At 67.4% G+C, this 14,338-nt stretch carries 11 protein-coding genes; 5 read left to right on the top strand and 6 right to left on the bottom strand.

Annotated features, from left to right (window positions below; translation table 11 throughout):
* Nucleotides 1–201: 201 nt before the first annotated feature.
* The 5 genes from BW38_RS12265 to BW38_RS12285 are packed head-to-tail and all read left to right on the top strand — an operon-like array spanning nt 202 to nt 6,207.
* Nucleotides 202–702: a sigma-70 family RNA polymerase sigma factor gene (locus BW38_RS12265; RefSeq protein WP_080149532.1), complete on the top strand. Its 501-nt coding sequence runs from the start codon at nt 202–204 to the stop codon at nt 700–702.
* The gene (locus BW38_RS12270; protein ID WP_032975982.1) at nt 699–1,667 is read left to right on the top strand and encodes a FecR domain-containing protein; all 969 of its coding nucleotides are present in this window, start codon (nt 699–701) and stop codon (nt 1,665–1,667) included. The genes BW38_RS12265 and BW38_RS12270 overlap by 4 nt, the downstream gene beginning before the upstream one ends.
* Before the next feature lie 11 nt (nt 1,668–1,678).
* A complete protein-coding gene (locus BW38_RS12275; protein WP_051584966.1) occupies nt 1,679–4,492 on the top strand; it encodes a TonB-dependent receptor in 2,814 nt (937 codons plus the stop codon).
* Between the two features lie 45 nt (nt 4,493–4,537).
* Nucleotides 4,538–5,506: a hypothetical protein gene (locus BW38_RS12280; protein WP_032975981.1), complete on the top strand. Its 969-nt coding sequence runs from the start codon at nt 4,538–4,540 to the stop codon at nt 5,504–5,506.
* Nucleotides 5,503–6,207 carry a hypothetical protein gene (locus tag BW38_RS12285; RefSeq protein WP_032975978.1) on the top strand — a complete coding sequence of 235 codons (705 nt, stop codon included), beginning with the start codon at nt 5,503–5,505 and terminating at the stop codon, nt 6,205–6,207. The genes BW38_RS12280 and BW38_RS12285 overlap by 4 nt, the downstream gene beginning before the upstream one ends.
* 8 nt (nt 6,208–6,215) lie before the next feature.
* Here the strand turns inward: BW38_RS12285 and BW38_RS12290 are convergent, their stop codons facing one another.
* The 6 genes from BW38_RS12290 to BW38_RS12315 all read right to left on the bottom strand — a co-directional run bounded on the left by BW38_RS12290 (nt 6,216) and on the right by BW38_RS12315 (nt 14,296).
* Nucleotides 6,216–6,881, bottom strand: coding sequence for a lysoplasmalogenase (locus BW38_RS12290; RefSeq protein ID WP_032975977.1), 666 nt, complete (start codon nt 6,879–6,881; stop codon nt 6,216–6,218).
* Complete coding sequence (locus tag BW38_RS12295; protein WP_032975975.1) at nt 6,878–8,761, bottom strand: M61 family metallopeptidase; 1,884 nt, start codon at nt 8,759–8,761, stop codon at nt 6,878–6,880. Before BW38_RS12295 ends, BW38_RS12290 begins: the two co-directional genes overlap by 4 nt.
* Before the next feature lie 257 nt (nt 8,762–9,018).
* Nucleotides 9,019–9,969, bottom strand: a complete 951-nt coding sequence (gene ispH, locus BW38_RS12300) for a 4-hydroxy-3-methylbut-2-enyl diphosphate reductase (RefSeq protein ID WP_032975974.1) — start codon at nt 9,967–9,969, stop codon at nt 9,019–9,021.
* 27 nt (nt 9,970–9,996) lie between these two features.
* On the bottom strand, nt 9,997–10,521 hold the full coding sequence (gene lspA, locus BW38_RS12305) for a signal peptidase II (protein WP_032975973.1): 525 nt from the start codon (nt 10,519–10,521) through the stop codon (nt 9,997–9,999).
* Nucleotides 10,521–13,352 (bottom strand): isoleucine--tRNA ligase, encoded by a 2,832-nt coding sequence (gene ileS / locus BW38_RS12310; RefSeq protein WP_032975971.1) that lies wholly within the window; start codon nt 13,350–13,352, stop codon nt 10,521–10,523. The genes lspA and ileS overlap by 1 nt, the downstream gene beginning before the upstream one ends.
* Nucleotides 13,349–14,296 carry a bifunctional riboflavin kinase/FAD synthetase gene (locus BW38_RS12315; protein ID WP_025873849.1) on the bottom strand — a complete coding sequence of 316 codons (948 nt, stop codon included), beginning with the start codon at nt 14,294–14,296 and terminating at the stop codon, nt 13,349–13,351. The genes ileS and BW38_RS12315 overlap by 4 nt, the downstream gene beginning before the upstream one ends.
* Between the last annotated feature and the right edge of the window lie 42 nt (nt 14,297–14,338).

The following is a 14,338-nucleotide window of genomic DNA, read 5'->3' as shown; positions in this document are numbered from 1 at the left end:
CCAGTCGACGGCGAGAAAAAACATGAATGCATTCACAATGGAAATACGGAAGAAACGTGGGCTTCCCCATCCGGTCACCGTCGCGTAAAACTCGGTGACGCGTCCGTCATCGTCGTCCGAGGCCCTCCCCTGTCCGCGCCCTCCCCTTTGCTCCGTCCTGCGCCGGATCTGCCCGGGGTTCCGGATGCCTTCATCGCATTCGTGCGCGAGGAACGCGCGCCGCTGTGCGCTTTCCTGCGCGCCCGCGGTGTCGGCCCCGAGGATGCCGAGGACATCGCCCAGGACTGCATGGAGCGCCTGATCCGCTACCGCGCTCACGGCACCGAGGAGCTGCGGCTGCTGCTGTACCGCATCGCCCGCAACCGCCTGGCAGACCGCGGGCGCTCGCCACAATCGCGCAACCACCTGTCGCTGACCGAACGCGACGGAAACGAAGAAGCCGCCAGTGCTTCTCCTGATCCGCTGCGTCAGGCAGAATCCGGGCAGATGCTCGCCCTGCTGCGCCAGGCACTGTTCAAGCTGCCCGAACGTGCCCGCGAGGTGTATCTGCTCAACCGCATCACCGGGATGAGCTATACACAGATCGCCCGGCATTGCGGCATCACCGCCAAGACCGTGGAAAAACACATTGCCCGTGCATTGCAGGGCCTGCGCAAGGAGCTGGGCCCCGATCCTCTCCACAATGATGGAGATGCCGAATGATCCGCAACGACAACAGGGATGACACGTTGCTTTTTGAACACGCAAGCGCCTGGGTAGCCCGGCTGGACGCCCCCGACTGCAGCGCCGAAGAACGGCAGTCCTTCGAGGACTGGTTGGCCGAGGATCCGGCACATGTCAGCGCGTGGGTGCAGGCCGAGAAGCTGCACCAGCGCAGCGCCGGCCTGGCCAGCGACCCGTGGCTGCGCACCGCCGCCGCGCGTGCGGCACGCCGGCCGCAGCGGCGTTGGCTGCCCGGTGTCGCCGCCGCTGCAGGCGTGTGCCTGGCCGTTGGCCTGGGCTGGATGCTGTACACCGATGGCAATCCCACACCGCTGACCTACGCCAACGCCGGCCTGCTGCCACAGCAGCGCACCCTGGCCGATGGCAGCATCGCCACGCTCGACGCAGGCACCACGCTGACCGCACGCTTCGGCTGGCGCAAGCGCGAACTGGCGCTGGAACACGGTCGCATCCAGCTGCAGGTCGAACCGTCATCGCGCTCGCTGCGGGTGCAGGCCGGCGGCAGCTCGATCCGCGATATCGGCACCACCTTCCAGGTTGAACGCCTGGCTGACGGCCGGGTCGAGGTCGCGCTGCTGGAAGGCGTGGTGGAAGTCACCAGTGGCAGCGCGCAGCACACGCTCTCGCCGGGCCAGCAGCTGCAGGTCCTGGCCTCCGGCAAGATCCAACCCGGCCCGCAGCTGTCCTCGACTGCCGCCGCCGAGGCTTGGCCGCAGGGCAAGCTGGTGTTCGACGGCACGCCCCTGGCCACTGTGGTCGAGCGCATGAACCGCTATGGCAGCACGCCACTGGTGGTCGCCGACCCGGATATCGCCGACCTCGCGGTCAGCGGCACCTTCCGTGCAGGCGACGCGCATGAACTGCTTTCCGCCCTGGAACTGGGGTGGTCCATTGCTGGCCAGCCGCGCTCGGATGGCGCGCTGGAACTGCGCCGCACCTACTGAGGCGGCGGCCGATGCCGGCGCCTGGTGTGCTTCGTTGGGACGTGCTTCGGTGGGACGTGCTGCGCTGGGGTCTGCTGCAGGCCCTGTTGTGCGTTGTGCTGGTGCCCGGTGTGGCGGCAACGGCGGCGTCAGCAGAAGCCGTCAGACAGATCGACTACCGGATCGCTCCCGGCGCCCTGCCGCCGGCCCTGCAGCAATGGGCACGCCAGAGTGGCATTGCCCTGGTGTTCGACGCACGTGAACTGACTGGCCTGCGCACCGGCGGCGTCGCCGGCTCGCTGGCGCCGGCCGCCGCACTGAAGCAGCTGGTCGCCGGCATGCCGGTGAACATCCTGCAGACCCCCAGCGGCGGATTCGTGGTCCGCCGGCACGCTGCCCCTCCCGCAGTGGTCGCGCAGCCGGTACGGCGGCCACCGCCGCCCGCGCCAGCCAAGCCGGTGCAGGTGGAACTGGCGCCGATCCATGTCACCGGCAGCCGCTTGCCGCGCACCTCCGTGCAGACCACGCTGCCGGTAACGGTGATCGATCGCGAAGACATCCTGCGCAGCGGCTACGGCACGTTGTTCGACCTGCTGCGCCACCTGCCCGGCATGAACGGCCATCCGCCATTGAGCACCTCGCGCAGCGGCGACTCGCTGTACCTGCCGGTCGGCGCGGCCGCCACCACCAGCCTGGACGGCATGGGCCCGCGCGCAACCCTGTTCCTGGTCAACGGCCGGCGCCTGCCGCGGTATCCGATGGTGTCGCTGGAAGAAGGCGGGCTGACCGATCTGGGAGGCATTCCGCTCAGCTTCGTCGAGCGCATCGAGCTGGTGCGTGGCGGTGCTTCGGCCATCTACGGCGCCGATGCGATGTCCGGCGTGGTCAACATCATTCTGCGTGACCAGGCCGAGGGACCGGAAGCGACGCTGCAATCGGGTGTCAGCAGCCGTGGCGATGGCGATCAGTACCGGCTGCAGGCGGCCACGGGCGGCGTGCGCGAAGGCGGCGACCGCTGGTTCGCCGGCATCGATCTGCATCGCCTGCAGCATGTGGCCGGTGACCAGCGCGACTGGCATGCGGAAACCTCGCTGTACCCGATCGGGCTGATCATGCCCAACGGTGATTACTACCCGGCCACGCAGTGCCATCCGCCATTGCAGAGCGAAGACGACGGTTGCTGGTTCGACAACGCGCGCCCGCGCTCGCTGCAACCGGCGTCGGAAACGCTGTCCGGCTACCTGCGTTATCGCCACGAGCGCGGTGACGGACGCTACGCCTACGTGGAAGCACGCGCCAGCCACAACCGCCAGCGTTTCGAGCTGGGCCCGACCGCCGTCGCCCTCAATTTCAGCCGTGGCGCGATCCTCAACGTGGTCCTGCAGGAAGGCGGCGAAGTGCGCCCGCGCGTGCATGCCACCGAAGGCGACATCAGTTTCGGCATGGGCCGTGAGCGCGCCGGCCGCAGTTGGGATGCTGGCCTCAGCGCGCAGCGCAGCCAGGTGGACCTGCGCACCGAAGGCACCGTGCGCAGCGAACGCCTGCTGGAAGCAGCACGCACGCTGGACTTCCTGCCCGGATTTTCCACCCTGCCGGCGGGGCTGGCAGAGGAGCTGTTCCCGGCCATCCACAACCGCGGACGTACCGAGCAGTGGCAGGGCTGGTGGGGCATGCAGCGCACCCTGATGACACTGCCCGGCGGTGCAGCACAACTGGCCACCGGTATCGATCTGCGCCGCGAGCGCTGGACCTCGCTGCCCGATCCCCTGCTGGGCAAGGGCGAGCTGGCGCTGGGACTGCCGATGGAGCAACGCCGGCTGTCGCGGCAGAGCAACGCCGCTTACGCCGAAGTGGGCCTGCCGTTGGCGCCGACACTGCGCCTGGACGTGGCCGCGCGACTGGACCGCGATGGCGGTGACACTGCGTTTTCGCCGCGTGCCGGCCTGCGCTGGAGCCCCAGCCCGCACTGGTCGTTCCTGCTGGCCAGTGGCCGCGGCTACCGCGCTCCCAGCATCTTCGAGCGCCGGCGGCCACCGGGCTACTTCGGCCTGTATGGCCTGCCCGCCTCGGAGTCCCTGCCGCCGTGCGCGCGCCCGCTGCGCGATGGCGGCTGCGCGGTGGAAGTGGAGGTGGTGGAGAACGATGGGCTGAAAGCCGAGACCTCGCGCAGCCACTCGCTGGCCGCCAGCTGGACACCCAACGATGCGTTCTCGCTGTCACTGACCCACAACATCGTCGAACTGCGCAACGAGATCCTCGCCCTGCAACCCAGTGATGCCCTGTGGAATCCCGGCACCTGGGAGCTGGATGAGCAGGGCCGCCTGCGTGATCTTCGCCTGTCATTCGACAACATCGGCCGCACCACCTCGCGCAACTGGGTACTGCGCGGCGAGTATCGGGTGGATACCGGCCGCAACGGGCAGTGGCTGTTCTCGCTGGATGCGTTGAAACAGCAGGAGCTGCGTCGTGATCGCGGCCATGGCGAATCGGTGGACCTGCGCGGGCATGCCACGCCGGCGAACGCGGGCATCCTCAACGTACAGTGGCAGAACCCGTCCTGGGACATCGCCCTGCGAGGCAACCGCGTCGGCCGCACCCGCGCATGGCTGGCCGGTGAAGCGTGCGCGCAGGAGCAGCATGACCAGGGCCGTTGCATGAACCCGGCGCAGCTGCGCTGGAACCTGCATCTGGCGCGGCGGCTGAGCCCGCGCGTGATTGCCGCACTGGACGTGCACAACCTGCTTGATACGCGGCCGGTAAACCACCTGGTCGGCAGCGGCGGGCAGATGCCCGGGCTGGACGATCCACTCGGGCGCTACTTCCTGCTGACCCTGCAATTCCGCTGAGCGTAGTACCCTACGCCGCCTGTTCCACGGCGTCGAAGGCGAGTCATGAAAGCCTACCTCTGGTTCCTGGGAGCGCTCATGCTGTTCTTCGCGCTGCCCTTCCCCTGCCTGCTCTACTTCGGCACCAGCTGGCCGCTGGAAGCGGGCGACCGCAGCGCGCCCTGGCTGGCACTGGCCCTGCTGGCGACGTCGCTGACGCTATGGCTGGTGCTGCTGTACGCCTTCCTGCATTACCTGCTGCTGGCGCCACCCCGTGCGTTACAACGTGTGCGCGGCATCCTGGCCGACGGCACGCCACGCAACGCACGCATCGAGCAGGCCGAACAGACCGGCGTGCAGGTGCGCGGCTTCGCGCAGTGGCGGCTGCAGCTGGCCTTCGACAATCTGTCCGGCACCCCGATCACCGAAACGCTGGTCGTGGTCGACAGCAAGCCACAGCTGCAGCGCTTCACCGTGGGCAGCCAGCTGGAGGTGCTGCTCAGCCCCACACCCGGCCCCGCGCCCAACCTGATGCTGGCAGGATCGCAACCGGAACTGGACCGCGCCAGCCTGTGGCGCCGCGGCATCGGCGGCCTGATCGGCATTGTCGTGGTCGCTGCCGCGTACGTCATGGTCTATCGCCTGCAGAGCGATGGACTGGGCTGGACGTTCCTGGGCTTCGGCCATCCGCTGCTGGTCTGCCCGCTGGTGCTGTGCGGCTACCTGATCGGCCTGCGTCTGCTGGCGCGCCTGCTGGCCGGCACACTGCAGATCGACGCGCGCGGCGAAGCGCTCAAGTACCGTGGTATCGGCGCCGAAGCGCGGGTGCTCGACGTGCGCCAGACCGGCACCTACGTCAACGAACAACCGCAGGTCGAGTTCAAGCTGGAATATCTCGACCGCGAGGGCAACGTGCAGCAGGCCAGCGTGCGCCGCTTCGTTGCGCTGCTCGAACTGGCCAACATTCCACGCGGGCAGGTCGACATCCTCTACGACCCGGATGATCGCCGCAGCGTGCGCATGGAGCACGCGTGAAGCGGCCCGTGTCCACGCCGCTGGTGTTCGCCGGGGTGGTGCTGGCCCTGGCCGGTGCCGCCACGGCAGGCGGCGCATTGCAGACCGTCAACGCGACCCTGCGTGGCGCCGCATCGACCGTGCCTGCGGATGCGATGCAACAAGACCCATGGGAACAACCGTTGCGAACGGCGGCCATCGCAACGCCACGGGCGGCGCCCGAACCGATGCCGCTGCCAAGGCGCGCGCGGCCGAACCTGCTGCTCGACAGCGAGCGCCTGCAGGTGGCACGGCAGGCGCTGGAGGCGATGCCCGGACTGGCCGGCGAACGCCTGGTCGTTTTCCACAGCATCCACTTCCATGACGACGGCCGCATCGACATCGACCTGGTCGATCCACAGCAGCCGGGCCACGTGGATAGTTATCACTACCAACGTGGACAATGGCGCAAGGGCGATGCGGTGAATCCGCAGCAGTTCGCGCCGACCATCACCCTGCGCCGCAGCAGCACTGCATTGGCCAACATCGATTTCGATGCCGTGCCACGGGTGACGCAGGCCCTGCAGCAACAGCGCAATGCCCTGATGCGTTCGCCGGCCGACGTCGGCCATGTGTATGTGGTCATCCGCAAGGGCGGCAAGCTGGTGTGGTTGCCGGATGAAGTAGCCGGCGACCGCCAGACCGTGCGCCTGCGCTACGACGCCAAGGGCAACCTGCAGTAGAAAAAGGGCTATCTCACCGAGCGGGCGATGGCGTACTGCGCAGCGTAGTAGGTGGACAGCACCAGCAGGCTGGCCATCGGCAGGCCACCGCCGAAGCGATCCCACGCCAGCAATGAATCACTGGCCACGAACAGCAGTGCGCCAGCGGCAGCCCAACGCGCGCTGCCCGCTTCCAGTGCGTCGACGCGTGGCCGCTTCCAGTAGCGGGCCAGTGCCAGCACTGCCATCAGCGCCAGCACCACGACATAGGCCAGCACCGGAACGCGCATCGGCAGCGGTAGATGCGGCCACAGGCCGGTGACGTTGATCGAAGCGAATGCGGCAAGCAGCACGAAGGCAGCGAGCAATCCGCGGCCCGCGCGCAGGCCGGCACGGAACGCGGCGATGTAGCACAGGTGCGCCAGCAGGAAGGCCACCAGGCCTGGCACGAACGCGTCGATCGGCAGCATCAGCGCGATATCACCTGCACAGGACAACAGCATGCCGGCCAGCACCGCACGCCGGTAGAACGCATCGCCCGCCGGCCGCACCTGCCAGGCGATGGCGGCGATCAGCAGCGTGGTCGCCGGCTTGGCCAACCAGTGCAGCCAGCGCCCGTCGCCGTCCAGGTAGGCGCCGATGATGGCCAGCACGGCCACCACCAGGATCAACCCATCGCGCGTGCGCAGCTTCATCGTGCCTTCCACAGCTCTGCAAGGCGATCCGGGCGGCCGGCGATGCGCTCCAGCACCGGATACTGCAGGCCACCGTGGTAGTCGATCTTCATCGTGTCGATGCGGTCGAACTGCTTGACCAGCAGCGTGACCGGGGCCTTGTCAGTGGCGGCTGCAGCCACCGCATCCTTCAAGCGCTGGCTGCTGTATTCGCGGCCACCAACGGCGATTACCTTCATGCCCGGTGCCAGGCCGGCATTGAACGCCGGGCTGTCCCAGACCACATCACCGACCACGCCACTGTCGAGCACCGTCGCTCCCAGCGAGTAGGCCAGCAGCGCTGCCTTCGCGCGCTTTTCCTGCGCCTTGTAGGCCTCGTTAGGCGCATCGCGGTAGACCAGCTTCCAGCCCGCCAGTTCCAGGCCACCGGTCAGCGATCCGTGCCCGTCCAGGCGCTGGCGCAGGAAGCTCGCCCAGTCGTACGGCGCGATGCCGTTGAGGGTCGCCACTACGTCATCGAAGGTGTACGGATTGACGTCCCAATCGCCGTTGCCGACGCCGAAGAAGGCACGCGCGAAGTCATCCAGGCTGCGCCGGTTGCCGGTCAGCCCACGCAGCTTGCCCTCCACCTCCAGCCACAACATCTGCCCGCCGGAGTAGTAGTCCTCGCTCATCTGGTAGTTGCGGTACGGCAGGGTGCGACGCTGGGCGATGGTCGGGTCGTTGGTGGTGTCCTGCAGCGGGCGCCAAGCCAGGCCCGGGCGACCACGATCATAGGTGGCCGCCACATTGGCCAGCATGTCGCGCGCCTGCTCGCTGGACCACAGCCCCGAACGAGCGGCCAGTACCTGGCCCCAGAACTGGGTCTGCCCTTCGTACACCCACAACAGGCTGTCGCCCATCGGCGTATTGAAGTTGGCCGTGGCCAGGTCGGCACCACGACGGTACTTGCCGTTCCACGAGTGGGTGTACTCATGCGGCAGCAGGTCGCGCATCCACGCGTTGCTGTCCCACTCGGTGAAGTAGCCCGGGTCGGCGCTGTTCTCGCTGGAACGATGGTGCTCCAGACCGATGCCGCCGAGGCGATCGGTCAGGGCAAGCAGGAATTCGTAGTGGTCGTAGTGGCGCGCGCCGTACAGCTTGTCCGCCTGCTGCACCAGCGCACGGTGCACCTTCAGCTGCGCGTCGGTCGGCTTCAGCGATTTGGCATCGTCGGCGAACACATTCAGATGTACCGGCGCCTTCGCGCCCGGGTCGAGGTCGATGCGCTGGTGATGCTCACCGGCAAACAGCGGCGAATCGACCAGGTGGTCATAGGAAATCGGCTTGAACACCACGGTGTCGCCATCGCGGCGTGCGGTTTCCAGTGCGGTCGCGTAGGCCCAGCCCTTGGGCAGGGTCACGCTGGCCTGCGCCTGCAGGTTGCGCGCGTCCACGCCGGCCGGATACAGCGAGTTGGCGTTCCACTGCAGGTTGAGCATTTCCGGGGTCATCACCACCCGGCCCTGGCTGCCGCCCTGCGAGGACAGGAAGTCGAAGTGGGCGACGATCTCGCTCACGCCCTCGGGCACGTTCACCTTGAATGCATAGACGTTGTACTGGTCACGCTGCCAGGCCAGCGGCTTGCCGTTGGCAGTCACACGCAGGCCGGCCAGCTTGTCGATCGGGCCGGTGGGCGAATGGTTGCCGGGAATCCACTGCGGGTACAGCAGGGTCAGCGGGCCGGGCTTGGCCGGCACGGTGGCGGTCACCTTGAAGATGCGCCGGGCCAGGTCGCGTGCATCGACGTCGATGCGCAGCAGGCCGGGGGCGGCGGCATCACCCGGTAGCTGAGTCTGCGCCAGCGCGGGCGTAGCCGCCAGCGCGAACAGCACGGACATCACCAGGGCACGGGTATTCATCGGCAACTTCCAGCAGCGAAGGATTCCCCGATGCTAGGCCTGTGAGGTGCCGAGCCCCATGGCCGAAGGTCATGGTCAGTGGCGCATCGACCAGATGCGGCAAAGCCTCATCGGAGCGTTGGCGAAGACTGACAGCATCCACGCATGGCGTGGATCTGCTGGAAAGCAGAGCAGTACCGGGTAGATCCACGCCATGCGTGGATGACGTACAGCCGACAGTGCGAACCAGGGTTCGCACCCACCGGCAGCGCTGCCGGTCAGTCGACCAGGCGCAGGCGCAGTTCCTTCGGCAGCGCGAACACCATCGATTCCGGCTCGCCTTCCAGCTCGCCCACGCCGCTGGCGCCCAGCTCGGCCAGACGCGCCAGCACGCCATCGACCAGCACCTGCGGTGCCGAAGCACCAGCGGTCACGCCGATATGTTGCTTGCCCACCACCCAGGCCGGGTCGATCTCGTGTGCACCGTCGATCAGGTAGCTCTCCACGCCTTCACGGCGGGCCAGCTCGCTCAGGCGGTTGGAATTGGAGCTGTTCGGCGAACCGACCACCAGCACCAGGTCGCAGCGCTTGGCCAGGTCGCGCACGGCGTCCTGGCGGTTCTGCGTGGCGTAGCAGATGTCGTCGTTCTTCGGCCCCTGCATCGCCGGGAAGCGCTCGCGCAGCGCATCGATGATGCCGCGCGTGTCATCCACCGACAGCGTGGTCTGGGTGGTGTAGGCGAAGTTTTCCGGCTGGTTGATCTGCAACGTGGCCACCTGCTCCACGTCCTCGACCAGGTAGATCTGGCCGGTGCCCGCTTCGCGGTTCCACTGGCCCATGGTGCCTTCCACTTCCGGGTGACCGGCGTGGCCGATCAGCACGACGTCACGGCCGGCACGGCAGTGGCGGGCGACTTCGAAGTGGACCTTGGTCACCAGCGGACAGGTCGCGTCGAACACTTTCAGGCCACGCCGCTCGGCTTCCTGGCGCACGGCCTGGGAAACGCCATGGGCGCTGAAGATGACGGTGTTGTTGTCCGGCACTTCGTCGAGCTCCTCGACGAAGATCGCGCCGCGCTGCTTCAGGTCGTCGACCACGAAGCGGTTGTGCACCACTTCATGGCGGACATAGATGGGCGCGCCCAGCGTTTCGATCGCGCGCTTGACGATCTCGATCGCACGATCGACACCGGCACAGAATCCACGCGGGTTGGCGAGCAGCACATCCATCAGTTCAGTCTCCCGGCAGCGGCCGGCTTACGGTTTCGGGTTGGCATTATCCGCCTTTTTGGCGGACTTGCCGTCGAACAGGCCAAACAGGGCGATGCCTACGGCACCCACCACGATGGCCGAATCGGCGATGTTGAACGACGGCCAGACATGCTCGCCGACGTACCACTGGATGAAATCGACCACGTGACCATGCACCTGGCGGTCGATCACGTTGCCGATCGCACCGCCGATGATCAGCGCGTACGGCACGGCGGCCTTCCAGTTGCCACGGGCGGTCGCGCGCAGCCACCAGGCCATCAGGCCGCTGATGGCGATCGCCAGCACGGTGAAGAAATGCTTCTGCCAGCCACCGGCATCGCTCAGGAAGCTGAACGCTGCCCCGGTGTTGTAGGTGCGGTACCAGTTCCAGAAGCCATCGATGACCACCACCGGCTGGAACTCCGGCAGGCTCGACAGCACCCAGGCCTTCGACCACTGGTCCAGGCCGATGATGACTGCCGACAGCAGCAGCCAGATCAGCGCATTGGGATGCGGGCGCGCGGCGGCCATCAGAACCAGCTCCGCACTTCGCCGGCACCGGCGATGTTGGTCACGCAGCGGCCGCACAGTTCCGGGTGGTCGGCATTGCTGCCGACGTCGGCACGGTGGTGCCAGCAGCGCACGCACTTGGCTTTCTGCGTCGGCTGCGCGCTGACGAACACCTCGTCGGTGGTCGCCGGACGCACCTGCACGTCACCGCTGATGAACAGGAAGCGCAGTTCATCGGCCAGCGGCTGCCAGCGGGTCGCCTGCTCTTCGCTGGCGGCGATGGTGATCTCCGCTTCCAGAGCGGCGCCGATCGCACCATTGGCGCGCATCGGCTCCAGCACCTTGGCCACCTGCTCGCGCAGGGCCAGCAGCTGGTCGAAGTCGGCCGCGTTGAGCTGTGCGTCGGCCGGCAGCGGAGCCAGTCCCTCGTACCAGGTGGTGAACAGCACGTGGCCGGCACGGTCGCCCGGCAGATACCCCCACAGCTCATCGGCGGTGAAGGTCAGGATCGGCGCCACCCAGCGGGTGAACGCTTCGGCGATGTGGTACATCGCGCTCTGCGCCGAACGACGGCCATCCGAATCGGTCGGCATCGTGTACAGGCGGTCCTTGGTCACGTCCAGGTACAGCGAGCCCAGGTCCACGCTGCAGAAGTTCAGCAGCAGCTGCACGATCTCGGCCATGTCGTAGTTGTCATACGCGGCCTTGATCTTCTCCTGCAGTTCCCAGGCGCGATGCACGATCCAGCGGTCCAGCGCGACCATCTCGTCGAGCGGGCGCAGGTGCTGGGCGGGATCGAAACCGTCCAGGTTGCCCAGCAGGAAGCGTGCGGTGTTGCGCAGGCGACGGTAGGCGTCGGCGGTGCGCTTGAGGATTTCCTGCGACAGCGACATCTCGTTGCTGTAGTCGGCCGAGGCGATCCACAGGCGCAGGATGTCCGCGCCCAGCTTGTTCATGATTTCCTGCGGCTCGATGCCGTTGCCCAGCGACTTGGACATCTTGCGGCCGTGCTCGTCCACGGTGAACCCGTGGGTGAGGCACTGCTTGTACGGCGCGCGCTTGTCGATGGCCACGCCGGTCAGCAGCGAGGACTGGAACCAGCCGCGATGCTGGTCCGAACCTTCCAGGTACAGGTCGGCCGGCTTGCCGAAGCCACGGGCAGCCAGCACCGCTTCGTGGGTCACGCCCGAGTCGAACCAGACATCAAGGATGTCGGTGACCTTCTCGTAGTCGGCCGCTTCAGCGCCCAGCAGTTCGGCCGCGTCCAGCGAATACCACACGTCGATGCCTTCAGCCTGCACGCGGTCGGCCACCTGCTGCATCAGCTCCACCGAACGCGGGTGGATCTCGCCGGTCTGGCGATGGGTGAACAGTGCAATCGGAACGCCCCACGTGCGCTGGCGCGAGATGGTCCAGTCCGGGCGGCCGTCGACCATGCTCTGGATGCGCGCCTTGCCCCACGTCGGGAACCAGCCGACGGTATCGATGGCGGCCAGCGCATCGCTGCGCAGGTTGGCCTTGTCCATCGAGATGAACCACTGCGGGGTGGCGCGGAACACCACCGGCGTCTTGTGCCGCCAGCAGTGCGGGTAGCTGTGGCGGATCTCGACGAAGGCCAGCAGCGCGCCGCTGTCGCGCAGCACCTGCACGATCGCCTCCTGCGCCTTCCACAGGTGCTGGCCCGCCAGCACCACCTCGCCTGCCGGCGGCGTCGATTCCAGGTAGACGCCACGGCCGTCAACCGGGGTCACCTGGCCGGCGTTGTACTTGTCCAGCAGGCCGTACTTCTGGCTGACCACGTAGTCTTCCTGGCCGTGGCCGGGGGCGGTATGCACCGCACCGGTACCGTCCTCGTCGGACACGTGTTCGCCGTTGAGCACGAGGATCTCGCGCTCCGGGTAGAACGGATGGATCAGCAGCTGGTTTTCCAGCGCCGAACCTTCGGCCTCACCGTGCAGCACCACCGCGTCCACGCCGTAGCGCTGCAGCGAGCGCTCGGCCAGTGCAGCGGCCAGCACCAGCCAACGGCGCTTGCCGTTGTGCGCCGGGCCTTCGGCCAGCACGTAGCGGATGTCCGCGCCCAGCGATACCGCCAGCGAGGCCGGCAGCGTCCACGGGGTGGTGGTCCAGATCGGCACGGCCACTTCCACGTCGGCCGGCACGCTTACGCCGAACGCCTGCGCCACGGCCTGCGCATCGCGCGCGGTGTAGGCCACGTCGATCGCCGGCGAGGTCTTTTCCTGGTATTCGATCTCGGCCTCGGCCAACGCCGAACCGCAATCGAAGCACCAGTACACCGGCTTGGCGCCGCGCAGCAGGTGGCCGTTGGCGATGACCTTGGACAGCGCGCGGATCTCGTTGGCCTCGAAATCGAAGCTCAGGGTCTTGTACGGGTTGTCCCAGTCGCCGGTGACGCCCAGGCGCTTGAAGTCGGCGCGCTGGATGTCGATCTGCTCCTCGGCGAACTCGCGGCACTTCTGCCGGAACGCGACCGCATCGAGCTTCACCCCGACCTTGCCCCACTTCTTTTCCACCGCGATTTCGATCGGCAGGCCATGGCAGTCCCAGCCCGGCACATAGGGCGCATCGAAGCCGGCCAGGTAGCGCGACTTGACGATGATGTCCTTGAGGATCTTGTTGACCGCATGGCCCAGGTGGATGCGCGCATTGGCGTACGGCGGGCCGTCATGCAGCACGAACAGCGGGCGGCCGGCGGCGTTGTCGCGCAGCTGCTGGTAGAGCCCCTGCTCTTCCCAGCGCGCCAGAATGCCCGGCTCGCGCTTGGGCAGGTCGCCGCGCATCGGGAATTCGGTGGCCGGCAGGTTGAGGGTGGTCTTGTAGTCCTGGCTCACGCAGTGGCTCGCAATCTATGTTCGGAAAGGATGGCACGCGCCTGTTCGGCGTCGCGGTGCATCTGGTCGGTCAGCGCCGCCAGATCGTTGAATTTCTCTTCGTCACGCAGTTTGGCAACGAATTCGACTTCGATGTGACGCCCGTACAGGTCGCCCTGGAAATCAAACAGGTGCGCCTCCAGCAGCGGCTCCACGCCGTCCACGGTCGGCCGGGTACCGAAACTGGACACCGACGGCCACGGCTGGTCGAACACCCCGTGCACCCAGGTCGCGTAGATGCCCGACAGTGCCGGGGTCTTCGGGAAACGCAGGTTGGCGGTGGGGAAGCCCAGCGTACGGCCGAGCTGGCGCCCGCGCACGACCCGCCCGCTGATCGAGTACGGGCGACCGAGCAGGTCGCCGACGCGGGCGAAGTCGCCTTCCTGCAGCAGCTGGCGGATACGGGTGCTGGAGATGCGGTCACCATGCAGGTCGACCGCTTCAATCTCGCCGGCGCTGAAACCGAGCTCGGCGCCCAGCGCCTGCAGCAGGGCCAGATCGCCACGGCGACGGTTGCCGAAACAGAACTCCGGCCCGATCCACACCTCGCGGGCGTTCAGGCGCTGCGCCAGCAGCTGGCGCACGAAGGTTTCGGCGGGCATCGCCGCCATCGCCGCGTCGAAGCGCAGCAGGCCGATCGCATCAACGCCCAGTTCGTGCAGGATCTCGACCTTGCTGCGTGCCAGGGTCAACCGCGGCGGCGGCGTACCCTGGGCGAAGAACTCACGCGGCAAGGGCTCGAAGGCCACCGCCACCGCAGCCACACCCAAGGCGCGCGCACGCGCGACCGCGTGCCGCACCAGCGCACGATGGCCCAGGTGGAGGCCGTCGAATGCACCGATGCAGACCACGCTTCCGTTGGGGAACAGCTCCCCGCCCTCGACGCTTCTGAACAGCCTGCTCATCAACTCTCGTTCCGGCCGGCCGAAGCCCGCCCCTTCAATGGT

The sequence above is a fragment of the Stenotrophomonas sp. RIT309 genome (genome assembly GCF_000632045.1).
Lineage (GTDB): Bacteria > Pseudomonadota > Gammaproteobacteria > Xanthomonadales > Xanthomonadaceae > Stenotrophomonas > Stenotrophomonas indicatrix.
Note: the sequence above shows the minus strand (reverse complement) of the source record. Positions and strands in the feature narration are given on the sequence as shown.